The sequence below is a fragment of the Rhizobium sp. Root1220 genome (assembly GCF_001426265.1).
GTDB lineage: Bacteria > Pseudomonadota > Alphaproteobacteria > Rhizobiales > Rhizobiaceae > Rhizobium.
This window is the reverse complement of sequence record NZ_LMDG01000035.1, coordinates 258,357-279,905: the sequence shown is the minus strand read 5'-3', so window position 1 is coordinate 279,905 and position 21,549 is coordinate 258,357. Positions and strand designations below refer to the sequence as shown.

20 protein-coding genes are annotated in these 21,549 nt (G+C 61.2%); 9 read left to right on the top strand and 11 right to left on the bottom strand.

Annotated elements, in window-relative coordinates; translation table 11 throughout:
• Nucleotides 1-6: 6 nt before the first annotated feature.
• The 7 genes from ASC90_RS24660 to ASC90_RS24630 all read right to left on the bottom strand — a co-directional run bounded on the left by ASC90_RS24660 (nucleotide 7) and on the right by ASC90_RS24630 (nucleotide 8,299).
• Nucleotides 7-867 (bottom strand): carbohydrate ABC transporter permease, encoded by an 861-nt coding sequence (locus ASC90_RS24660; RefSeq protein ID WP_056546297.1) that lies wholly within the window; start codon nucleotides 865-867, stop codon nucleotides 7-9.
• Nucleotides 864-1,748, bottom strand: coding sequence for a sugar ABC transporter permease (locus ASC90_RS24655; RefSeq protein ID WP_056546295.1), 885 nt, complete (start codon nucleotides 1,746-1,748; stop codon nucleotides 864-866). The genes ASC90_RS24660 and ASC90_RS24655 overlap by 4 nt, the downstream gene beginning before the upstream one ends.
• A gap of 13 nt (nucleotides 1,749-1,761) precedes the next feature.
• Nucleotides 1,762-2,919 carry a Gfo/Idh/MocA family oxidoreductase gene (locus tag ASC90_RS24650; protein WP_056546293.1) on the bottom strand — a complete coding sequence of 386 codons (1,158 nt, stop codon included), beginning with the start codon at nucleotides 2,917-2,919 and terminating at the stop codon, nucleotides 1,762-1,764.
• Between the two features lie 260 nt (nucleotides 2,920-3,179).
• On the bottom strand, nucleotides 3,180-5,318 hold the full coding sequence (gene scpA, locus ASC90_RS24645) for a methylmalonyl-CoA mutase (RefSeq protein WP_056546289.1): 2,139 nt from the start codon (nucleotides 5,316-5,318) through the stop codon (nucleotides 3,180-3,182).
• 187 nt (nucleotides 5,319-5,505) lie between these two features.
• Complete coding sequence (locus ASC90_RS24640) at nucleotides 5,506-6,420, bottom strand: ankyrin repeat domain-containing protein (RefSeq protein WP_056546287.1); 915 nt, start codon at nucleotides 6,418-6,420, stop codon at nucleotides 5,506-5,508.
• Between the two features lie 173 nt (nucleotides 6,421-6,593).
• Nucleotides 6,594-7,154, bottom strand: a complete 561-nt coding sequence (gene msuE / locus ASC90_RS24635) for an FMN reductase (RefSeq protein ID WP_056546284.1) — start codon at nucleotides 7,152-7,154, stop codon at nucleotides 6,594-6,596.
• 119 nt (nucleotides 7,155-7,273) lie between these two features.
• Nucleotides 7,274-8,299 carry a hydroxyacid dehydrogenase gene (locus tag ASC90_RS24630; protein WP_056546451.1) on the bottom strand — a complete coding sequence of 342 codons (1,026 nt, stop codon included), beginning with the start codon at nucleotides 8,297-8,299 and terminating at the stop codon, nucleotides 7,274-7,276.
• 134 nt (nucleotides 8,300-8,433) lie between these two features.
• On the opposite strand from ASC90_RS24630, the gene ASC90_RS24625 reads away from it, so the two are divergent.
• Both ASC90_RS24625 and ASC90_RS24620 read left to right on the top strand, forming a co-directional pair.
• Entirely contained in the window at nucleotides 8,434-8,667 is a 234-nt protein-coding gene (locus ASC90_RS24625; protein WP_056546279.1) for an AbrB/MazE/SpoVT family DNA-binding domain-containing protein, read from the top strand.
• A complete protein-coding gene (locus ASC90_RS24620; protein WP_056546276.1) occupies nucleotides 8,664-9,068 on the top strand; it encodes a type II toxin-antitoxin system VapC family toxin in 405 nt (134 codons plus the stop codon). Before ASC90_RS24625 ends, ASC90_RS24620 begins: the two co-directional genes overlap by 4 nt.
• Before the next feature lie 34 nt (nucleotides 9,069-9,102).
• Here ASC90_RS24620 and ASC90_RS24615 read toward each other — a convergent pair whose 3' ends face one another.
• On the bottom strand, nucleotides 9,103-10,131 hold the full coding sequence (locus tag ASC90_RS24615; RefSeq protein ID WP_056546272.1) for a LacI family DNA-binding transcriptional regulator: 1,029 nt from the start codon (nucleotides 10,129-10,131) through the stop codon (nucleotides 9,103-9,105).
• Nucleotides 10,132-10,350: 219 nt separating this feature from the next.
• Here ASC90_RS24615 and ASC90_RS24610 point away from each other — a divergent pair, with 219 nt between their 5' ends.
• From ASC90_RS24610 to ASC90_RS24595, 4 genes are all read left to right on the top strand, one after another.
• Nucleotides 10,351-11,490: a sugar ABC transporter substrate-binding protein gene (locus tag ASC90_RS24610; RefSeq protein WP_056546270.1), complete on the top strand. Its 1,140-nt coding sequence runs from the start codon at nucleotides 10,351-10,353 to the stop codon at nucleotides 11,488-11,490.
• Between the two features lie 80 nt (nucleotides 11,491-11,570).
• Nucleotides 11,571-13,109, top strand: coding sequence for a sugar ABC transporter ATP-binding protein (locus tag ASC90_RS24605; protein WP_056546266.1), 1,539 nt, complete (start codon nucleotides 11,571-11,573; stop codon nucleotides 13,107-13,109).
• Entirely contained in the window at nucleotides 13,106-14,101 is a 996-nt protein-coding gene (locus ASC90_RS24600) for an ABC transporter permease (protein ID WP_056546265.1), read from the top strand. The genes ASC90_RS24605 and ASC90_RS24600 overlap by 4 nt, the downstream gene beginning before the upstream one ends.
• A complete protein-coding gene (locus ASC90_RS24595) occupies nucleotides 14,098-15,081 on the top strand; it encodes an ABC transporter permease (protein ID WP_056546263.1) in 984 nt (327 codons plus the stop codon). The genes ASC90_RS24600 and ASC90_RS24595 overlap by 4 nt, the downstream gene beginning before the upstream one ends.
• 90 nt (nucleotides 15,082-15,171) lie before the next feature.
• Here the strand turns inward: ASC90_RS24595 and ASC90_RS24590 are convergent, their stop codons facing one another.
• The 3 genes from ASC90_RS24590 to ASC90_RS24580 are packed head-to-tail and all read right to left on the bottom strand — an operon-like array spanning nucleotide 15,172 to nucleotide 18,166.
• The gene (locus ASC90_RS24590) at nucleotides 15,172-15,813 is read right to left on the bottom strand and encodes a ThuA domain-containing protein (RefSeq protein ID WP_056546261.1); all 642 of its coding nucleotides are present in this window, start codon (nucleotides 15,811-15,813) and stop codon (nucleotides 15,172-15,174) included.
• Nucleotides 15,814-15,831: 18 nt separating this feature from the next.
• A complete protein-coding gene (locus ASC90_RS24585) occupies nucleotides 15,832-16,932 on the bottom strand; it encodes a Gfo/Idh/MocA family oxidoreductase (RefSeq protein WP_056546259.1) in 1,101 nt (366 codons plus the stop codon).
• 34 nt (nucleotides 16,933-16,966) lie between these two features.
• Complete coding sequence (locus ASC90_RS24580) at nucleotides 16,967-18,166, bottom strand: ROK family transcriptional regulator (RefSeq protein WP_056546256.1); 1,200 nt, start codon at nucleotides 18,164-18,166, stop codon at nucleotides 16,967-16,969.
• A 211-nt stretch (nucleotides 18,167-18,377) separates the two neighbouring features.
• Here ASC90_RS24580 and ASC90_RS24575 point away from each other — a divergent pair, with 211 nt between their 5' ends.
• The 3 genes from ASC90_RS24575 to ASC90_RS24565 all read left to right on the top strand — a co-directional run bounded on the left by ASC90_RS24575 (nucleotide 18,378) and on the right by ASC90_RS24565 (nucleotide 21,535).
• A complete protein-coding gene (locus ASC90_RS24575; protein WP_056546252.1) occupies nucleotides 18,378-19,688 on the top strand; it encodes an extracellular solute-binding protein in 1,311 nt (436 codons plus the stop codon).
• Between the two features lie 67 nt (nucleotides 19,689-19,755).
• Nucleotides 19,756-20,694: a sugar ABC transporter permease gene (locus tag ASC90_RS24570; RefSeq protein ID WP_056546249.1), complete on the top strand. Its 939-nt coding sequence runs from the start codon at nucleotides 19,756-19,758 to the stop codon at nucleotides 20,692-20,694.
• Nucleotides 20,687-21,535, top strand: a complete 849-nt coding sequence (locus tag ASC90_RS24565; RefSeq protein WP_056546247.1) for a carbohydrate ABC transporter permease — start codon at nucleotides 20,687-20,689, stop codon at nucleotides 21,533-21,535. Before ASC90_RS24570 ends, ASC90_RS24565 begins: the two co-directional genes overlap by 8 nt.
• Nucleotides 21,536-21,549 lie beyond the last annotated feature (14 nt).

Here is a 21,549-nt window from a genome sequence, read left to right as displayed (position 1 = left end):
GTTGGCTTACTGTTTCACCGCGCCCGCGGTGAGCCCGCTGACGAGATACCGTTGAAGGAAGAAGATCACGATCATCGCCGGCGCAATGCCGACGAAGCTCGCGGCCATCAACTCATTCCATATGACTTCCTGACGGCCGAAATAGGCGAAGAGCCCAACCGGCAGCGGCGCGAACTCGGTCTTGGAATTGAAAGTCAGCGCAAAGATGAACTGTTGGGCATAGGAGCCGATGAAGGTGGTGATTGCCACCACGGTGATACCGGGCATGGCAATCGGCAGGATAACGCGGCGCAGCGTATAGAAGTGGCTGGCGCCATCGACGAAGGCGGCCTCATCCAATTCCCGGGGAATGCGCATCATGTAGGTTCTGAGCAGCCAGATCGCCGAGGGGATCAGGAAGGCGATGCCCGGGACCATGATCGCGAAATAGGTATTGAGCAGGCCAAGCGTGCGCATCAGCCTGAACAGCGGGATGAGCAGCACGGCGCCCGAAAACATGTTGACGGCCAGGAACGCACCGAGCAACAGCCCTGCGCCCTTGAATTCAAACCGCGCGAACGCATAGGAGGCGGGAACGACGAGCACCAGTACGACAGCCGTCACGATGGTCGAGATGAAGAACGAATTGAAGATGTAGCGGGCAAAGCCCGGCACGCTCACCCACATCGTCCGGTAGGCCTCGAAGGAGCCATTCTCGGGAATGAAACGGTAAGGCGAGGAGAAGAGCTGGCTGAGCGGCTTCAGCGAAACGAGGAAGCCTTCGACGAACGGCGCTAGCACGAAGGTCAGGAACACAAAGATGCCGGCATAGATGCCGATGATCTCATACCATTTGTACCGGTTGATCATCATGTGCGGCTGTTTCATCGCTTGTCTCCGGAGGCAAGGCGGCTGGTCACGCGGAAGTAGCAGAGGCAGAAAATCGACAGGAAGATGCAGATCAGCACGGCGCGCGCCGCGCCTTCGCCGTATTTGTTCGAGCCGATCGCCGTCCGGTAAGTGTCGATGATCATCGTCGTGGTTTCGCCGCTCGGCCCGCCGCGCGTGAGGATCCAGATGATGTCGAAGGAGTTGAAGGTCGCGATCAGGGACAGCATCGACATGGTGATCATCGAGGGGACGATGAGCGGCAGCGTGATGCGGCGGAAGCGATAGAAACGGCCAGCCCCATCCGTCCACGCGGCCTCGTAGAGATCCTGCGGGATCGCCTGCATGGCAGCGAGCATGTAGAGGGTCACCAGAGGCACGCCGATCCAGACGTCGGTGATAACGGTCGCCCAGAAGGCGGTCGAACCTTCAGCAAGGAAAGCCACAGGCCCGGAGGCGAGCCCGGAGCGCTGAAGAAGCCCGGAAATCATTCCGAACTGGCCGTTGTACATCCAGCCCCACATGAAGATCCCGATCGCCATGGGGACGATCCAGGGCGGCATGGTCAGCACCCGGAACAGCGCACGGCCGGGTACTGCCGAATTCAGCATCGTGGCGCCGAAGACGCCGATGATCATCTTGATGGAGACTGAGAAGAAGGTCCAGATGAAGGTCCTGATGATCACTTCAGCAAAGGTCGCGTTGAAGATCTTGCTGTAGTTTGCCCACCCGACCCAGTTGGTCGTCTTCTTCAGCGAGGCGTCGGTGAAGGAAAGAATAAAGGTGTCGACCAGCGGGTAGGCGACGATCACCGTGACATAGAGGACAGCCGGGAGAAGCAGTATCCAGGCGAAGATGACCGTGCTTCTTTGAACACTCATCTTGCCGCCCTCCTCAAGCCGCTCTGGCGTGCAGGGCCTCGTCGAACCTGTCCCACACGGGACGCAGGTCGATGACCGCCTTCTTCATTCGCGCCTCGTCCATCGACAGGGCGAGGATGCCGGCCTCCAGTGCATTCAATGTCGAGACGGGAAGCTCGGTGCCGGTCCGCACGCTGTCGAGCAGGTCGGCGGCCATCTGTTCGTCGGCGCCGTAGTGCTGGGAAAGCTCGGTCGCGACATACTTGTTCTCGACGACCTTCTTGCCGGTCAGCTGCTCGTGAACATCGAGATAGCCGCGCACGAAATCGCCCTCGGCCATGCCGCGCGAGCCCATGATGGCGAAGCGGCGGAATTGGTCCGGTACATTGAGATTGGTATGGAAGTTCATGCCCACGCCGTTCGCATACTCCACGATTGCCACCTGATAGTCGATGATGTCGGCATCGCTGTCGAAAACCTTGTCGGAGCCCATCCAGCCGCTCGGCTTGCGATGGAAGAGTTCAAGGTCGTTTATGCCTTCGCGGGCCGGATCGTTTGCCGGCGTGAAGCTCTTTCGGCCGCCGAAGCTTGCCACGCGCTCGGGACGAGCGCCGACGACGCCGTTGTAGAGGTCGAGGTCGTGGCAGCATTTTTCCAGCATGAAACTGCCGGAATAACGCTCGTAGCGGCGCCAGTCGCGCATGAAGAAGGCGCCGTGATAGGGCTCGATGTGCTCCGAAGCCTCGATTGAAACGATCTGGCCGAGCTTGCCGGTGGCCTGAATGGCGCGCAGGTCCTTGTATAGCGGCGAATAACGCAGCACGAGGCCGACCATCAAGCGTTCATGACCGAACCTGGCCATCAAGCGCGCCAGCTCGACGCTCTCGGAAATCGTGGTGACGATGGGCTTTTCGCAGAAGACCTTGAGCCCGGACTCGAGGCCGAGCCGGATGTGGTCGAGATGCATATGGTTCGGTGAACCGATCATGAGGAGATCAAGCTTTTCGCCGGCGATCAGCTCTTCGGGGGAAGCGTAAGCAGTGCCAGCGGAAATTCCCTGTTCGACAAGGCCAGGCAGACCCGCCGGATCGGGATCGACGTAACCGACGATCTCGAAGCTTTCGTCAACAGACTTGAAGACATAGCCAAGATAGCCGAGCCGGAAACCCAGCCCGATAATTCCCACTTTCATGCCGTTCTCGTTCCCACTTACGTAATTTATTTTCGTCAAGTTGGGACAAAATTTCGAAGGCGTCAACACGAAACACAGAAAAAGTTGAAACCATGAAATTGATTTTCATAAGCGCTTGTTTCGGTGGGATTTTGACTTTCACGGGGAAAGGCCCATTCACGGCGTATGAACGGATGGTGTCGAGCCCGGCCAGCTTGCAAATGGAATGGGCAGGTCGCCCATAAAAGGAGCCCTCCCGAACGGAACATGGCAGCAACCTGCTATTGATTGCGGCGTTTTCCTTCAAGCAGATCGAGCACCGAGTTTGCCGCTTCCAGCACGTTGGTTCCCGGCCCGAAGACGGCGGCAACGCCGTGGTCGGTGAGGAACTGATAGTCCTGGCGTGGTATGACGCCGCCGACGACGACAATAACATCACCGGCGCCGTTCGCTTTCAGCGCGTCGATCAGCTGCGGTGCCAGTGTCTTGTGTCCGGCCGCCAGCGACGACATGCCGACGACATGAACCTTGCTGGCAATTGCAAGGTCGGCCGCCTCCTGAGGCGTCTGGAAGAGGGGGCCGGCGAGCACGTCGAAGCCGATATCGCCGAAGGCCGAAGCAATCACCTTGGCGCCGCGGTCGTGGCCGTCCTGGCCAAGCTTGGCCACCATGATTTTCGGCGTTTGTCCGAGCGCCTTGCTGACATCCGACATGCGGGTCCTGAGCACCGCCAGCTCAGGCTCGTCGCGATAGGCCTCGCCATAGACGTCCCTGATGACCTCGGGCGTCGCGGCATGGTCGCCAAAGACGCGTCGCATCGCGTCGGAGATTTCTCCGACGGTCGCCCTGGCCCGCGCCGCGCCGACGGCAAGCTCAAGCAGGTTGCCTGTTCCGCTGCTTGCCGCGGCGGCCAGCCGATCGAGTGTTTCGCCAACCACCGCGGCGTCGCGCCGGCGCTTGGTATCCTCGAGTCGCCTGATCTGGGCGGCCCGGACCGCGCTGTTGTCGATTTCGAGGATATCGATCGGCTGCTCGTCGTCGAGGCGGTGCTTGTTCACCCCGACGATGACCTCGTCACCCTTGTCGACGGCGGCCTGACGGCGGGTTGCCGCTTCCTCGATCAGCCGCTTCGGCAAGCCAGCGTTGACGGCCTTGGTCATGCCGCCGAGCGCCTCGACCTCCTCGATCAGCGCCCAGGCCTTGTCGGCGAGGTCCTTGGTCAGGCTCTCGACATAGTAGGAGCCGGCGAGCGGGTCGACCACCCTGGTCACTCCGGTCTCGTGCTGAAGGATCAGTTGCGTGTTGCGGGCGATGCGTGCGGAAAACTCGGTCGGCAAGGCGATTGCTTCGTCGAAGGAATTTGTATGCAGCGATTGCGTACCGCCAAGCACGGCAGACATCGCCTCAAAGGCGGTGCGGATGATGTTGTTGTAGGGATCCTGCTCCTGCAGTGACACACCCGACGTCTGGCAATGCGTGCGCAGCATCAGTGACGACGCCTTCTGCGGCTTGAATTCCTGCATGATACGCGTCCAGAGCAGCCGCGCGGCGCGGAGCTTGGCGGCTTCCATGAAAAAATTCATGCCGATGGCGAAGAAGAAGGAAAGGCGGCCGGCAAATTCATCGACGTTCAGGCCCTTGGCAAGCGCTGCCCGGACATATTCGCGCCCGTCAGCCAGCGTGAAGGCGAGTTCCTGTACCAGCGTCGCGCCGGCCTCCTGCATGTGGTAGCCGGAGATCGATATCGAATTGAACTTCGGCATCTCCCGCGCCGTGTACTCGATGATGTCTGCGACGATCCGCATCGATGGCACCGGCGGATAGATGTAGGTGTTGCGGACCATGAATTCCTTGAGGATGTCGTTCTGGATGGTGCCCGAGAGCGCCGCGCGCGGAACCCCCTGCTCCTCGCCGGCGACGATGAAGCTGGCCAGGATCGGGATCACCGCGCCATTCATGGTCATGGAAACCGACACCCTCTCCAACGGAATGCCATCGAACAGGATCTTCATGTCCTCGACGCTGTCGATCGCGACGCCCGCCTTGCCGACATCGCCGATGACCCGCGGGTGATCGCTGTCATAGCCGCGATGGGTGGCGAGGTCGAAGGCCACCGAAACACCCTGCTGGCCGGCGGCAAGCGCCTTCCGGTAGAAAGCATTCGAGGCTTCGGCGGTCGAAAAGCCGGCATATTGCCGGATCGTCCATGGACGACCGGCATACATCGTCGCGCGCGGGCCTCGGGTGAACGGGGAAAGGCCCGGCAGCGAACCCAGATGGGCGATCCCTTCGACATCGCTTTCAGTGTAAAGCGGCTTGACGTCGATCCCTTCGGGCGTTTTCCAGACGAGCGTCTCGGGTGAAGCGCGAAGCTCCTTCTCGGCAAGCGCCTGCCAATCGCCAAGCGTCTTCTTCGTCATTTTTCATCCTCCGGCATTCTTCTTTTGCCGCACGCTATCACCTCAACGGCGTGCGGGGCGAGAGAGCCTCAGGATAATTTATGCAGGAAGGCCTCGTTGTTATCGAGTGCCCCAAGTCGCTCCTGGCGGGTTGGTAGAGCCACACATTTATTGCCGTCGTGTGCTGACGTTGCGTTGATCGAACCTCTCAGGGCAGCGGAACGGGCGAGTCACTAAGCGTTCTCAGATAGGCGATCACGTTCAGCCGATCAGTTTCATCCGGCGCACCACGAACGTCCATATTGACCCCTGGCGTTGTGAGGGTAGGCCCGGCGATAAAAATGTTGAGGTCCTCGTAGGTCCATGAACCCTCCCAATCCAACAGGATTGGAGAGTAGCCGCCGAACTTTGTCGAGGCTTTGTCGCGTGCCACAACATTCCACAAGTTTGGCCCTCTCCTAGTGGGTGCGTCCTGCACACGCGTGACATGACAGGAGGAGCAGTTTGAGGCAAAGAACGCCGCGCCCTTTATCGGGTCAGCGTTGACCAGCTTTGTGGAGATCGGCTTGGGTTTCTGAATGACGACGCCATGAGCCAGCAGGTACTCGGCGATTTCGGGATGATGGTCGTGTCTTGCAAGGTGGTAGGGAGTGATGATGGTTGGTAGGCGCGTGGGGTCTCCTCGCACCCAGATGGCGTTGACATCCGCACCGGCCTCAACGAGCACCTTGACGCAATCGAGACAGCCGTTCGCAACCGCGAAGTGCAGCATGCGCTCGCCTCTCACCGCGGAGTCAGGGTCGGCACCGTGCGCCAACAGTAGCCGCATGAGGTCGACGGAGTTCGTCAGGACCGCACCGGTTAGCGGTAGGCCGATCGCCGACTCCTTGGTCACGCTTGCCCCGCGCTTAATCAGCAATTCGGCTGCGTCGGCGTGGCCGCTACGAACGGCGAGGAAGAGAGGAGTGGCTCCCTTGTCTTGCGCCTCGATGTCAGCCCCTGCATCGAGGGCTACTGCGATGGCAGCCAAGTCGCCGCTTGTCGCGGCCTCGTGAAGCGGGCCTGCTTGTGAAGTTGCGAGAACGCTCAAGTAGATGAGTACGCTTGCTATCAGCCCACGCATCTCTCTCTCCCTCTGCCAACACGGCAGCCGAGGAGCATACACCCGATCCTCTCGACGGGACAGCCTGGAGTGCAACCGACCAACTTGGCGGCCGCCTCTGTCATGCGATGGCACTTGCTCCACAATGCCGGAAATCCTGGCTCCGTGGTGATCGAAACAGTGCCGCTATGACGTCATTCCGCAGCCGCCAGGACGGAATCGCGGCGCGGAAAGAACGCTGCGAGTTCGCCGATCACCTCGTCGACTCGCTTTGACAGCGGTTCGGACGTGACCTGGTAGTCGCTGAAGTCGCGGTCCGACGCATAGACCGCCGTCGGCAGCGTATGTGCCATGAAGAAACCGAACAGCGGGCGCAGTTGATGCTCGACCATCAACGCGTGACGATCGCCGCCGCCCGTTGCGGTGATGATGACCGGTTTGGCGCGCAGCTCGTGCGGATCGATCAGGTCGATCAGATGCTTGAACAGGCCGGGATAGGAGCCCTTGTAGGTTGGCGAGCCGATGACCAGCGCATCGGCGCTCGCGATATCGTCGATGATCCGCTTCGCCGCGTCGTCGAGGTCCTTGCGCCATTGCGCCTGGCCGAGTGATGGACCCACGTCTGTGAGGTCATAGATCCGGTTGTTGAAGCCGTAGCGGCCACCGGCGCGGTCAGCAACGGTGCGCACCAGCGCATAGGTCTTCGAGGGGCGATTGAAGCTTCCCGCGAGGCCGACAAGTTTGGGAGCGGACATTGCATTTCCTTTGAGGCACACCAGCATACTAGGCGACAATATTGTCTATAAAACTTATGGATTAAAGGAAAGTCCGTCCCGGTTTCGTCGCCCTTCTAAAAAATCAATGCCCGTATTGGTCAGGAAACGCTCACCGGCTTCGATCGAAGGCGGCTTGCCGTTGCAGGATCCGCCCGACGGCAGAGTTGCGGCGGCAGGCCTTTCATGATGAGCTCCGCATCGGCGACCGCCATGGAGCCGAGTGCGTAGAAGGCATCGCGCGTGCCGCCGGTTCGGTGCGCCGAGAGCAGCAGTCCGTCGACCTTTCTTACGGGGTCATCGGGTGCTACGGGTTCCTCGGGGAAGACGTCGGTGGCGGCGCGGATGTGGCCCGAGCTTACCGCATCCAGCATCGCCGGAAAATCGACGACCGCCGCCCGGCTCATCAGCAGGAAGGCCGAGCCCGGCTGCATCATCGCGAACTCGCGCCTGCCGATGAAGCCTTCATTGTCGCTTGTAACGCTGGCGAAGACAAAGACGACGCGACTTTCGCTCAGGACCGCGTCAAGGGACGCCGGGAGGCAGTCAAGCCTGTCGATGATCTCGCTCGGCAGCCAGGGATCGAAGACGCGCACTGTGTTCCTGAAGGGGCGGATGAGGTCGCGCAGCTGCCGGCCAAGGTCACCGAAACCGATCAGCCCGACCGGCGCCCCGGCGAAGCGAAAGGTGCCTTCGTTGCCGGCGAGACCGTATTCTTCGTCGCCGCTGCGAAAGGCGCGATCCGCCCTTGTGATGCCGCGCGCCAGATCGAGGGCCATGCCAAGCGCAGCCTCGGCGACCGGCGCGGCGAAAGCGGCAGCCGGCGTGATGACCCAAATACCGCGCTCGACACAGGCCTGATAGTCGATGTTCGGCAGGAAGTTCGATTCGACATTGATGATCGCGTTCAGGCGCGGTGCCCGATCCAGGCGCTCTTTCGGCATGTCGGTCTGGCCGAAGATCAGCACGGTATCGGGCAACAATGCGTCGACCTGTTCGGCCGGCATCTGACGGTCCTCGGAGACGACGACCTCGCCCAATTGCTCGAGCCGGCGGCGCACGTCCGGCGTCATGATAAGGTCGAGCGTTCGCGGCAGCGGATCGACAAGAATGATATTGCGGCTCATGAAACCTCCCATTTTCTCCAAGATGGAAAGCCCCCGAGGTTTTCGCAAGCGCTTTTACCCGATGCGGGCATCGGTGTTGAAATACCGCTTCCCATGTAATACCTTGTAGAAATCATTCCTTACCGAGAAAGCCGATGAGCGCGACCGTAACGACAAAGGGTCAAGTGACCATTCCCAAGCAAGTGCGGGAGTTTCTGGGTATCGTCCCCGGAACGAAGGTCGATTTCCGGCGCGGCGCCGACGGCACGATCGTGTTGACGCGCGCCGACGACAAGCGACCGGCGAGCCGTTTTGCCAGGCTTCGGGGACAGGCGGGCGGTGGCCTCGATACCGACGCGATCATGGCTTTGACCCGCGGTGAAGAGTGACGCTCGTCGATACCAACGTTCTCCTCGACCTTGTGACGGACGACCCGCAATGGGCCGACTGGTCGATAACACAGCTGGAAGCAGCGTCGCTGCGCGGGCCTCTTTTCATCAACGGTGCGATCTATGCGGAACTTTCCGTTCGCTATGGCGGGATCGAGGCGCTCGACGCATTCGTTGAGACCGCGACGCTTGAGATGATAGACATTCCGCGCCCGGCGCTTTTCCTCGCCGGCAAGGTTTTCACGCAGTACCGCCGCGCCGGAGGGTCCCGCACCGGCGTGCTCCCCGATTTCTTCATTGGCGCGCATGCAGCGGTCCAAGGCCTACCGCTGCTCACTCGCGACAAGGCCCGCTATCGAACCTATTTCCCCACGGTGGAACTGATCGCGCCGCAGGATTGAGGCGCGGCGTAGCGGGCTGACTGTCGGCCGCACATCAGCGCGTTGAAGAGGGACGGGTCTCCCCCGACGTGCTCTCGCGGGGGACGAGAGAGAACCCCATATCGATCCGCTCGACGCCGGGCCTCGTCGACGCATCAAGCGTCAGCAGAACTTTCTCGGCGGCAAGCCTGCCGGTCTGGTAGCGCCGGGTGGCGATCGATGAGAGGGAAGGGGCCGCACAGGCCGAGAATTCGAGATCGTGAAAGCCGATGATCGAGATGTCGTCCGGCACGCGGATGCGACGCTTCCGGCATTCCTGCATGGCGCCGAGCGCCAGGTTGTCGTCGGTGCAGAAGATCGCCTCCGGAAGATCGCCCCGGTCGTGCATTTCGCCAAAGAGCTCGGACCCTAGCGCCACGGAACTGTGGCGCGGCCGATGGGCAATCATTTCCAGGCTGCGCAAGCCGACCTCCTGCATCGCCGCGTGATAGCCGTCAAACCGCGACTGGGCACGATGGTCGAGATTGCCGGTCAGGAAGGCAATCCGCCGGAACCCCCGGTCCACAAGGTGGCGGGTCGCGGTATGACCCGCGCGCTCCTGGGACATGCCGATGTTGAGGTTGATTGGATCGTCGGACAATTCGAATGTCTGAACGACCGGGAGGTGCGCATGCATCAGAAGCTGGCGTGACATCGGGGTGTGGTGAATGCCGGCAATGATGATTGCTTCCACCCGCTGCCCCAGCAATGCCTTGATCGCATTCTCCTCCTCGACTTCCGAATATCGGCTATTCATAACAATGACCTGGAAGCCTGCCGCGATCAGCACCTCATGAAGAGCAAACAGGTATTCGGCAAAGATGACGTTATAGAGCGTCGGCACGATCACGCCGATCGTATGGGTGCGGGAGGAAGCCAGCCTGCTTGCCGCGACATTCGGAACATAGCCGAGTTTCTCGACGGCGCTGTTGACCCGCAGTTGCAATGCTTCCGAGACGGACGCCGGCTTGCGCAATACCCGTGAAACGGTAATCGGGCTGACACCCGCAAGACTGGCAACGTCATCCAGAGTTATTCGACGCATAAATTATTACCCAGTAAAGCGGATTGAACAGACGAGCGGCAAAGTACTATCAACAGATACTCCACAATTGACAGCGCTATCAAATAGAATTTGACAGCGCTATCATCTGTGTTAATTTTTTATCTGTTCCGCAAAGGACGGGATGGAGACCTTTCGGACCAAGCATGCCAATCAGAATATTGGAGGGGCGGCTTGGACCGCCCGAGGAGGAGAACATCCATGCTTAGAGACGTGAAAGGAAGAGCTGCGCGCATTGCGTCAGTTTCCGCACCCATGCTGGTGCTGCTCTGCAGTGCCGCCTATGCCGAACCGCAAATCGTTGCCGGACCGGCCGCAGATCCGGAGTGCATGACGCCTTGGGCGTCCGACACCCAATTCATGCAGTATCCGAAGAAGGAAGGCCCGTACCGCGTCGCGCTGGCCAATGGCTACATCGCCAATACCTGGCGCATCCAGATGGTACAGACTGCAAAGGCCTATGCGGCACAACCGGAAGTCAAGGCCAAGCTGAAGGAGTTCAAGGTCGTCTCGACGGGAGAGGACGTGCCGGCCCAGATTTCGGCAATCAACAACTTCATCGATGCCGGCTATGATGCGATCGTGGTCAACGCCCAGAATCCGACGGCCTTCGGTCCCGTGATCAAGCGCGCCAAGGAAGCTGGCGTCGTGCTCGTGGCGTTCGACAACACGCTGGATACGAAGGACGCGATCAACGTCAACGTCGACCAGAAGGGGCTTGGCGTCACCTGGGCCGAGTGGCTCATCAAGCACATGCCTGACGGCGGCAAGGTTCTCGAAGTGAGGGGCGTTGCCGGCACTTCGGTCGATACCGACCGTCACAACGGCATCAAGGAAACGCTTGCCGCTTCCGGCAAGAAGTTCGATGTGACCGAAGTCGTGGGCAAATGGGACGACGGCGTTGCCCAGAAGGCGACGGCGGATGCGATCGCGACGAACGGCCCGTTTGACGGCATCACCGCACAGGGCGGCGATACCGGCGTCGTGCAGGCGATGATAGACGCGAAGCATCCCTTCGTGCCCTTCGGGGGCGAGACGGAAAACGGCTTCCGCAAGCTGTGCGCCGCCCATGCGGGAGACGGTCTGGTGTGCTCGTCGGCAGGAACCGGCCCCGCCCAGGTCGCAGTCGCCATCAAGACGGCGATCGCCGCGCTTGAAGGCCAGGTGGTTCCGCAGGCCGTCAAGCTACCGACGGCGCTCGTGGCGCACCCGGACTTCAAGAAGGACCAGGATTTCTACCCTGACCAATCCGACAACTTCTTCGTCGGCAATGCCTTCCCGACCTGCGGCATCAATTTCACGGCCCAGGAAATCATGGGGCAAAGCAAGGAAAACCAGTAGCAATCGCTGCTGTTGAAACGGACTGCGGGCGCTCGCGCCCGCAGTCCGAGGCTGAATGCACCCGATGGGAGGTTGGGCGCGTGATCTTGTCAGAACCGCTGTTCCGGATGGAAGGCATATCGAAGCGCTACGGCGGCGTCATCGCACTCAAGCAAGCCGATATTGCCATTCGCGCCAGCGCGATTCATGCCGTGCTTGGCGAAAACGGTGCCGGTAAATCGACGTTGATCAAGATCATGGCAGGGGTCACCGCACCCGATGAGGGTCGCATGCTTCTCGACGGCAGGGATGTCGCCTTCTCATCGCCCGCAGCGGCAAATGCGGCGGGGATCGTGTCGGTCTTCCAGGAACTGTCGCTGATACCCGACCTCTCCGTTGCCGACAACATCGTCATCAGCAATCCACCGCGCCGTTTCTGCATGATCGACAGGCGCGCCCAGAGGCAGATCGCCGAGGAAGCCCTTGCGCGTGCCGGCGCTTCGGACATTCATCCGTCGTCGCTGGTCAAGGACCTCCCGCTTTCCCGCCGGCAGATGGTCGAGATTGCCAAGGCGCTCGCCCGCAAGCCGCGGCTGATGATCCTCGACGAGGCAACGTCCGCCTTGACAAAGTCCGATGTCGAGCGGGTCTTCAGCGTCCTGAAGAGGCTGCGGGCGGAAGGATTGGCTCTGGTCTACATCTCGCATCGCATGCATGAGATCGCGGAACTTGCTGACGATTGCACGGTATTCCGCAACGGTCGCAGCATCGAATCCTACCCGGCCGGCAGCAAGACCGACCAGCAGGTTGTCGAACTGATGATCGGGCGGGAATACAAAAGCGTCTTTCCGGCGAAGCCCGGGCCAGACGGCAGCAAGGCTCCGGTGCTGTCGTGCCGGGACCTGTCGTGGGGAGGGCGTCTCTCGGACATCACCTTCGATGCCCGCCCGGGCGAAATCGTCGGCGTCGGCGGCCTCGATGGTCAAGGTCAGCGGGAACTCCTGCTCGCGCTGTTCGGCGTGCTTCGCGACGTCAAGGGCGATGTGCGGATCGACGGTCGCAGCGTGCGCTTGAGCAGTCCCAAAGAGGCAAAGTCCGGCGCGACCTCCATTGCGCTCATTCCGGAGGATCGAAAGACCGAAGGCTTGATGCTGCCGATGACCGTCCGCGAGAACCTGTCGATCGCCGCACTCGGCAGCGTCTCGCGCAACGGCATCATCGACCGGGGAGCGGAGGCTGCCCGCATCGATGAACTGCTGAAGCTCCTTGCCATCAAGGCGGCAACCATCGACATGCCGGTTAGCAGTCTGTCCGGCGGCAACCAGCAGAAGGTGGTGATCGCGAAATGGCTGATGAACCGGCCGCGGATCATTCTGCTGAATGATCCGACGCGCGGCATCGACGTCGGTACCAAGCAGGAAATCTATCAACTGCTGCGACAGCTTGCCGATGACGGCGCCGCGATCATCTTTTATTCCACCGACTACGACGAGTTGATCGGCTGCTGCGACCGCGTACTCGTCATGTACGACGGCACCATCATTCGCACGCTTGAAGGCGAGGACATCAACGAACGCGAGCTGATCGGGAGTGCGTTGAACATTGCCGTGCAACCTGCGGAGAGGAGGACAATGCAGTGAGGACAGGCACTTCCGCCGAATGGCGCTTCTGGTACGAACTGCACAGGGGAACGCTGCTTGCCGCCATCCTCTTCGTCGTGATGTTCGTGATCTACGTGACCAACCATCCCGCTGGGTTTACGCCAAATGTCGTGCAGACGGCTTCGAACAAAGCGACATTGCTGGCCTTTGTCGCGATGGCGCAGTGCCTTGTCGTCATCACCGCGGGCATCGACCTGTCGGCGGGCATGGTGCTGGTGCTGTGCAACTGCCTGGCGTCCTGGCTGGTCGTGGGCACCCCGCTGCAGACCGGCGTCGGCATCGTGGCAGTGCTGGGCGCGGGGCTGGCATGCGGCACCTTGAACGGTCTCATCATCATTTTCGGCAGACTGCAGCCGATCGTGACCACCATTGCCACAAGCGCAATCTTCTTCGGGTTGGCGTTGCTGCTGCGTCCAACACCGGGCGGATCTGTCAACGAGGCGCTGGCAGACGTCTTTACCTCGAAGCTGTTCGGGATATTTCCCACCAGCCTGCTGGTGCTTGCCGCGACGATCCTCCTCGTCTGGGTGCCGTTCAGCAGATCCGTCTACGGCCGGGCCGCCTATGCGGCGGGCTCCGCGGAAAATGCCGCCTACATGTCGGGCATGCCGCTGAAGCGGGCGAAACTGGCCGCCTATGCGCTTGCCGGGCTTCTGTCGGCCATGGGCGGGCTCTACCTAACGTTCTTTTCCTATACCGGCGAGGCGGCCTTCGCGAGCGGCAACGCCTATACGCTTTATTCGATTGCAGCGGTCGTTCTCGGAGGCGTGTCGCTGGCGGGTGGCAAGGGCAGCGCTATCGGAGCCGTATTCGGAGCGCTTGCCTTCCGCACGATCGGCGACCTGCTCTTCGTCTTCGATCTCGACCCCCTCTGGCAGCCGTTGTTCCAAGGCATTGTGCTGATGCTGGCGATCGGCGTCGGCGCGATCGGGTTGGCGCGGGTCCGCAACCGACTGGAATGGTTCCAATGAGCGAGGATGCATCCAGCATGCGGCAATCAACCGTCCGCCTCCGATTGCGAGGGAGCGATCCGGCGGTGGCGATCGCCTTCGGCTGCATCCTGCTGCTGCTTCTGGGCGGATCGATCTATTCCTCCAACTTCCTGTCGCCCGACTATCTGTTGCAACAGTTGAAAGTCGCGTCGTTCCTCGGCGTGATCGCGACCGGCATGATGATGGTCATCCTGCTCGGGCAGATCGATCTTTCGATTCCTTGGACCGTGACCGCCGGCGCGATGATGGCCTGCGCGGCGACTGCCTATGGAACCAGCGGCTCATTTCTTGCCATCCCCTTCGGCATTGCCTGTGGCGCGGCGATCGGTCTCGTCAACGGGCTTGCCGTCGCGTACCTGCGCATTCCCTCGATGATCATCACGCTTGCGACCAACGCCGTCGTGCAGGGGTTGATGGTCGTCTATACCGGCGGCTTCTCACCGCAGGATTCGGCCTCGCCGACGATGCGCTTCCTTGCTACCGGCTATATCATACCGTCGGTTCCGAACGGCGTCCTCGTCTGGCTTGTTGTCGGCATCCTCGCCGTCTTCCTGCTCACCCGAACCACGTTCGGCCGCTCGCTATACGCAATCGGAAACCGGGAGCGGGCCGCCTACATGTCGGGCATCGACACCCGGCGCATCACCTTGCTCGCCTTCATGATTTCGGGTGCGCTCAGCGCGCTTGGCGGCGTATTGCTCGCCGGGTATGCGTCCAAGGCTTCGCAGTCGATGGGCGATGCCTATCTGCTACCGTCGATCGCAGCCGTGGTCCTCGGCGGAACCCATGTCCTCGGCGGCAAGGGGTCGTATCTGGGGACGGTCGCAGGCGTGATCCTGATCACGCTGCTGCAGTCGATCCTCTCGGTGATGCAGATCGAAGAGGCCGGCCGCCAGTTGATCTACGGCGCGGTGATTATCGGCATGCTGCTGCTCTACGGCCGACAGAAACCGGTCTGAAAACCACCTTTCGATCCGGCAGAGGGTGGGCGCAGAATCCAATAAAAGCCGGCGCGGAAATTCCCGCCGGCTTTTCTCATCCGATATCGCTCAGCGTGCGGCCCAGTTGGCACCGCGGCGGAAGATGGTTCTCATCTCGGGAACGGAAAACTCCTTCGCCTGATGGCCGAGCGACGAATAGAACACGCGGCCCTTGCCGTATTTGCGCTTCCACGCAACCGGCATCACCACGCCATCGATCCAGTAGGCATGATCGCCCGTGAACGTCGTCGTCGCCAGCACCTCGTTCGAGGGATCGACGTGCATGTAGTACTGCTCGGACGTATACGGGAAGTCGGAGATGCCCGACATGACCGGGTCATCCGGTCGGGTGATGTTGACCGTATAGTCGATGATGTTGCCGGGATGGGCGACCCACTGGCCGCCGACGATGAACTGGTATTCGACGCACTCGCGAAAACTGTCGCCGGCGCCGCCGTGGTAGCCGGCAAGGCCGACGCCGCCTTCGATCGCCTCGGCGAGATTCTTGATCTCCTCCTTTTCGATCTTCGACATGGTGACGATCGGCACGACAAGCGAGAGATCATGCACGGACGGGTCGGCAAACGCTTCGGTCGTATGCTCGACATAGACCTTGAAGCCGTCCTCCTCCAGGATGTCCTTGATGATGGCAGAGCATTCCTGCGGTTCGTGGCCGCTCCATCCACCCCATACGATCAGTGCTTCACGCATAAAACTTCCTCCTGATGATTACTTGCCCAGCCGTCCGCCGACGAGGGATTCCGAAAGCGGCGCAGGCCGCTCGGTCTGAGTGGTGATGGCGACCGTGCGCCCGGTCTCGGACGCGGTCTGGAATGCCTCCATGACTTCCAGGACATGCAGGGCAAGGCTGCCATTTGCCCGGTGCGGCCGGTTCGAGCGGATGGCGTGGGCGAGATCCGCAACGCCGATGGAGCGGTAGTTTCCGTCGGCATAGGGCGCTGTCAGGGGCTGCGGCTCGAAGGCGCCGCCCTTTTTCAGCAGCTCGACGTCGCCGCCGAAGTGGTTGGGGTCGGGCACGATGAGCGTGCCCTCGGTGCCGTAGATTTCCAGCGGCACATGCTTGTGGCCGGCAACGTCGAAGCTCATGCCGATCTGCACGACCGCGCCGTTGGCGAACGCCATGAGCCCCGACACATGGGTCGGCACTTGTACTGGGATACGCTCGCCGTTTCTGGGTTCGCTGGTAATGACGCGTTCCTTGCGCGGCGTGACGGCAAAACCGGCGACCTGCGCGACCGGACCGAATAGGTTGACGAGGTCGGTGATGTAGTACGGGCCCATGTCCAGCATCGGGCCACCGCCGATTTCATAGTAGAAGGCCGGGTTCGGATGCCAGCGCTCGTGGCCGGGGCACATGAACGTTGCGGTGCCGCCGACCGGCTGGCCGATCACGCCCTGGTCGATCAGCGCGCGTGCCGTCTGGTGGCCGCCGCCGAGGAAGGTGTCAGGTGCCGCACCGATACGCAGTCCCTTGGCCTTGGCGGCCTCGGCCAGCGTCTTGCCTTCGGTAAAATTGATGCCGAGCGGCTTTTCCGAATAGGTATGCTTGCCGGCAGCGAGAGCCTGCAGGCCAACGGCAACATGCGCCTTCGGAACCGTCAGGTTGACGATGATCTCGATGGCGGGGTCGGCAAAGAGCTGGTCTATGCTGCGCGCGGGCACGTTGAATTCGGCGGCCTTCGCCTCGGCGAGTGTCTGATTGAGATCCGCCACGCCCCGTATGTCCAGAATGGGAAACGAGGCCATCGCTTTCAGATAGGCGCCGGAAATGTTGCCACACCCGATGATGCCTATGCCGACCTTATCCATGATTTCCTCCCGATGGATTTTTTGGTTTGAAGGTTCAGAGCGCCGGTCCGGTGGTGTTCCAGGGCGACTCGTAGAGTTCGTACAGCGCCACCGCGGCGGCGCCTTGCGCCCAAAAATCGTCTGTCGAATCGTCGAAGACGAGTTCGGCGACGCCCGTCAGCGACGGCGGAATGGCGAGCGCGTAGGCATTGCGCAGGCTGTCCAGGAAGGGGTCGCCCAGCGCCAGGCTGGATCCGACGAGAATGACGCGGGGCGGCGCGAAGATGGTGACGATGTTGGCAACTGCCACGCCGACGGCTTCGCCGGCGCGGATGGCGGCGCTGATCAGCGCGGTGTCCTCGGCCTTGATGAGCGCCTGGGCATGGGTCATGCCGCGACCGAGACGGATCGCCTCGGCAAAGCGGCCACCGGCCGGCTGCTCGCCGAGTATCTCGTTCTCGCCGGCCTGGCTCGACAAGCGCACGATACCCTGCGGCCCCATGCCGAGCACAAGGTCGCCAAGATTGTGACTGAGGCCGCCGGCGCCGCGAAACAGCTGGTTGCCGTGGAGCACGCCGAGACCCAGCGTCTGCTCCAGCGAAATCAGCACCATGTCCTCGAGATCGCGGGCCTTGCCGAACCAGTGGTGCGCCAGCGTGATCGCATGGGCGTCGCTTTCGACGATGGTCGGCGTATTGAGCCGGGTGGTCATCTCGCCGGCAAAGTCGACGTTGGTATCGCGTAAAATCGGACTGCTGCGAATATGTCCGGTGCGATGTTCGATGACGCCCGGCAAGCTGAGGCAGACGGTATCGACATCCTCCAGCGACAAGCCTGCATCGACGACGCAGCGGCGTACGCCGTCTTCGACGAGATCGGCTATGACCCCGATCGGCTGGCGGTCGATACGGATAGGCAGGGCCAGTTTGGACAGCACGTCGCCGCGAAAATCGGTGACCACGAACACCAGCCTGTTTGCGGCGATCTTGGCCCCGACGACGCGCGCCGCATCCGGATTGAGTTCCAGCATGACACGGGGCCGGCCGCGCGCCGCCTCGTTGCGGATATCGCCCTCATGACGCGGCAGGATAAGCCCGTCATCGAGCAGGGAGGCCGTGATGGCAGAGACCGTCGTCGTCGACAGTTGCGTGCGCTCGCTGATCTCGACGCGTGAGATCGGCCCGTGTCGGCGGACCGTATCCAGCACGTTCAAGCGATTGATCGCGCGCATCAATTCCGGATCTGCGGTCTTCATGAGGTCTGGCCGGGCTCTTCCTATCGCTGCCGAAACAGGCGAGTATTTTCGTCGGTATGCGAATTAAATAGCGTGACCGTCCACCCTCCTGTCAAGCCAAATCTGCCTATTTTAGCAATGGGAGTTGACATTCGGCCAAACCTCCGGATGATTTAATCCGTATAAGGGAAAAATTGTAGAGGACGATTTTTGCCTTGAGGAGGAGAACCCCATGTTTGATCAGATGAGGGCGAAAGCCCTGTTTCGCAGCCGTTTAATCGCTCGTTCCGCTGCCACCGGACTGGCGCTCTTGATTGCCGCCGGTAGTGCTGCGGCCGATACGACAGTGAAGTGGCTGCATCTCGAGCTCGATCCGAACTACGTCGCGATTTGGCGCAAGATTGCGGACAAATACCAGGCCGAGCATCCCGGCGTGAAGATCGAGATGCAATTCCTGGAAAACGAGGCTTTCAAGGCCAAGCTCCCGACATTGCTGCAGTCCAGCGACGCGCCGGACTTTTTCTATAGCTGGGGTGGCGGCGTTCTGAAGCAGCAGCTGGCGACCGGCACGCTCATGGATCTGACGGAGGCGATGAACGCCAAGGACGGCGCCTGGGTAAAGACCTACAACCCGGCCGCGGTCAAGGGCCTGACCTATGACGGCAAGATCGGCGCCGTTCCCTTCAAGATGGGCACAGTTTCCTTCTTCTACAACAAGGCGCTCTTCGCCAAGGCAGGTGTGGACGCGGCAAGCATCAAGACCTGGGACGATTATCTTGGCGCGGTCAAGACACTCAAGGATGCCGGTATCGTGCCGATTGCGGGCGGTGGCGGCGAGAAATGGCCGCTCCATTTCTACTGGAGCTATCTGGTGATGCGTAACGGCGGCCAGCAGGTCTTCGATGCCGCCAAGACCGGTCAGGGGGAAGGCTTCAACGATCCCGCAATCATCAAGGCTGGCGAGCAGCTGGCCGAACTCGGCAAGCTCGAGCCGTTCCAGCCGGGCTATCTCGGCGCCACCTGGCCACAGACGCTGGGCGTCTTCGGTGACGGCAAGGCGGCGATGATCCTCGCATTCGAAAACACTGCCGCCAACCAGCGCACGAATGCCGGTGATGGCAAGGGGCTCGATCCTGCAAACATCGGCCGCTTCGCATTCCCGGCCGTAGCCGGTGGCGCCGGCGCGGTCACCGACACGCTCGGTGGACTGAACGGCTGGGCCGTGACCAAGAAGGCACCGCCGGAAGCGCTCGACTTCCTCGCCTATCTGACCAACGCCGACAACGAGCGCGAGATGGCGAAGGCCGGCATGCTCATTCCTGTCGCAACGGCTGCGCTGGACGGCGTGACGAATCCGTTGTTGCACGAATCGGCTGAACAGCTCGCGCACTCGACCTGGCACCAGAACTTCTTCGACCAGGATCTTGGGCCATCGGTTGGTCGCGTCGTCAATGACGCTGCCGTGGCGATCGTTTCCGGGCAGATGAGTCCGCAGGACGGTTCGCAACAGATCCAGGACGCCTTCGAGCAAGACCAGCTCTGACGAAAGATCATCGCGGCGCGGCCTTCTTGGTCCGCGCCGCCATTTTCATTTCCAGTAAGGGCCTGTCATGACCCAAATCAGCGCAACGACCGCCATTCGCCCGCAGGCGGCGGCCGCACCGTCCGTCCGGCGCAAGGATCCGACCGTCGCAGGGCGATTGCCGGTGTTGCTCCTGTTCCTGCCGCCAGCGCTCCTGCTGTTCACCATCTTCGTCATTCTCCCGATGGGAGAGGCGGCCTGGTACAGCGTCTACAAGTGGGATGGCTACGGGCTGCCGACGCAGTTCGTCGGGACGCGCAACTTCGAGGTTCTGTTCAAGAACAGCGCCTTTCTGACCGCGCTCAAGAACAATGCCCTGATCATCATCGTCTCGATCGCGATCCAGATTCCCCTGGCTATATGGCTGTCGATGATGCTGGCCCACCGCATTGCGGGTGTCGTGCTTTTCCGCCTGATCTTCTTTTTGCCCTACGTGCTGGCGGAAGTGGCGGCGGGCCTGATCTGGCGCTTCGTCTATGACGGCGACTACGGGCTGTTTGCATCAGTGGCCCATGTTCTCGGGGTCGAGACGCCCTACGTGCTCGCCGACAAGGACCTTGCAATGTACGCGGTGCTCGCGGTGATCGTGTGGAAATACTTCGGCTTCCACATGATGCTGTTCATTGCCGGGCTGCAGTCGCTCGACAAGAGCGTACTCGAAGCGGCCGAGATCGACGGCGCTGGCGGCTGGCAGCGGTTTCGCTACATCACCCTGCCGCTGCTTGGCTCGACGGTGCGCCTGTCGGTGTTCTTCGCCGTTGTCGGCTCGTTGCAGCTGTTCGACCTGATCATGCCTCTGACGGGCGGCGGGCCATTCAACGCGACGCAGACAATGGTCACCTTCCTGTTCAACTTCGGCGTCACCCGCATGCAGGTCGGCCTCGGCAGCGCCGTCGGCGTCGTCCTGTTCGTGATCTGCGTCACGCTCGCCTTCAGTTACAAACGGATTTTCATGCGCAATGACTGACATGGCCTCATCCACGCGGCTGAATGCCGGCACGAAGCTCTATCTCTACGCATCGCTGACGATCATCGCCGCGATCGTGCTGATCCCGCTTGTCACGACGGCGTTGGGCGGCTTCAAGTCGCTCGGTGATCTCAGGACGAATCCGTTCGGCCTCCCGGTTGAATGGCATATCGAGAACTATACAGACATCCTGTTTGGCGACCGCTACTGGCGGCAGATGATGAATTCGATGATCATCGCCGTGCTGACGGTGTTCCTGACGGTTTCCGTGTCGGCGATGGCGGCTTTCACCTTCGCGCACGTGAAGTTTTTCGGCTCGGATTATTTGTTGAACTACTTCCTGATCGGGCTGATGTTCCCGGCTGCAACCGCCATCCTGCCTCTGTTCATCCGTATTCGCGATCTGGGGTTGCTCAATTCCTACTGGGGCGTGGTGCTCCCGCAGGTCGCTTTCGGCCTCGGCATGAGCATCCTGCTTTTCAGGAACTATTTTCGCAACCTTCCGGAAGAATTGTTCCAGGCGGCGGTCGTCGACGGCTGCGGCTACATGCGCTTCTTCTGGCACATCTCGCTGCCGCTCTCCCGCCCGATCATCGCAACGGTCAGCATCATCTCCTTTGTCGGCAGCTGGAACAGTTACATCCTGCCGCTGATCATGCTGAATTCCGAAACGATGTATCCCTGGCCGCTCGGCATCATGGTCTATCGCGGCGAATTCGGCACGGCGTGGCAACTCGTCCTGGCCTTCATCACGCTGACCATCCTGCCAACCATCATCGTCTTCTTCCTGGCGCAGAAGCACATCATTGCCGGCTTGACCGCCGGCGCGGTCAAGTCATGATGCGATCCCGGCTG

Excerpts from the sequence above, each read along its gene's own strand:
- ASC90_RS24625 (WP_056546279.1), top strand. The coding sequence starts at position 8,434 with ATGAGCGCGACCGTAACGACAAAGGGTCAAGTGACCATTCCCAAGCAA.
- ASC90_RS24615 (WP_056546272.1), bottom strand. The coding sequence starts at position 10,131 with ATGCGTCGAATAACTCTGGATGACGTTGCCAGTCTTGCGGGTGTCAGC.
- ASC90_RS24655 (WP_056546295.1), bottom strand. The coding sequence starts at position 1,748 with ATGAGTGTTCAAAGAAGCACGGTCATCTTCGCCTGGATACTGCTTCTC.
- ASC90_RS24565 (WP_056546247.1), top strand. The coding sequence starts at position 20,687 with ATGACTGACATGGCCTCATCCACGCGGCTGAATGCCGGCACGAAGCTC.
- ASC90_RS24580 (WP_056546256.1), bottom strand. The coding sequence starts at position 18,166 with ATGAAGACCGCAGATCCGGAATTGATGCGCGCGATCAATCGCTTGAAC.
- ASC90_RS24660 (WP_056546297.1), bottom strand. The coding sequence starts at position 867 with ATGAAACAGCCGCACATGATGATCAACCGGTACAAATGGTATGAGATC.
- ASC90_RS24590 (WP_056546261.1), bottom strand. The coding sequence starts at position 15,813 with ATGCGTGAAGCACTGATCGTATGGGGTGGATGGAGCGGCCACGAACCG.
- ASC90_RS24640 (WP_056546287.1), bottom strand. The coding sequence starts at position 6,420 with ATGCGTGGGCTGATAGCAAGCGTACTCATCTACTTGAGCGTTCTCGCA.
- ASC90_RS24610 (WP_056546270.1), top strand. The coding sequence starts at position 10,351 with ATGCTTAGAGACGTGAAAGGAAGAGCTGCGCGCATTGCGTCAGTTTCC.
- ASC90_RS24650 (WP_056546293.1), bottom strand. The coding sequence starts at position 2,919 with ATGAAAGTGGGAATTATCGGGCTGGGTTTCCGGCTCGGCTATCTTGGC.
- ASC90_RS24575 (WP_056546252.1), top strand. The coding sequence starts at position 18,378 with ATGTTTGATCAGATGAGGGCGAAAGCCCTGTTTCGCAGCCGTTTAATC.
- ASC90_RS24595 (WP_056546263.1), top strand. The coding sequence starts at position 14,098 with ATGAGCGAGGATGCATCCAGCATGCGGCAATCAACCGTCCGCCTCCGA.
- ASC90_RS24570 (WP_056546249.1), top strand. The coding sequence starts at position 19,756 with ATGACCCAAATCAGCGCAACGACCGCCATTCGCCCGCAGGCGGCGGCC.
- ASC90_RS24585 (WP_056546259.1), bottom strand. The coding sequence starts at position 16,932 with ATGGATAAGGTCGGCATAGGCATCATCGGGTGTGGCAACATTTCCGGC.
- ASC90_RS24630 (WP_056546451.1), bottom strand. The coding sequence starts at position 8,299 with ATGAGCCGCAATATCATTCTTGTCGATCCGCTGCCGCGAACGCTCGAC.
- msuE (WP_056546284.1), bottom strand. The coding sequence starts at position 7,154 with ATGTCCGCTCCCAAACTTGTCGGCCTCGCGGGAAGCTTCAATCGCCCC.
- scpA (WP_056546289.1), bottom strand. The coding sequence starts at position 5,318 with ATGACGAAGAAGACGCTTGGCGATTGGCAGGCGCTTGCCGAGAAGGAG.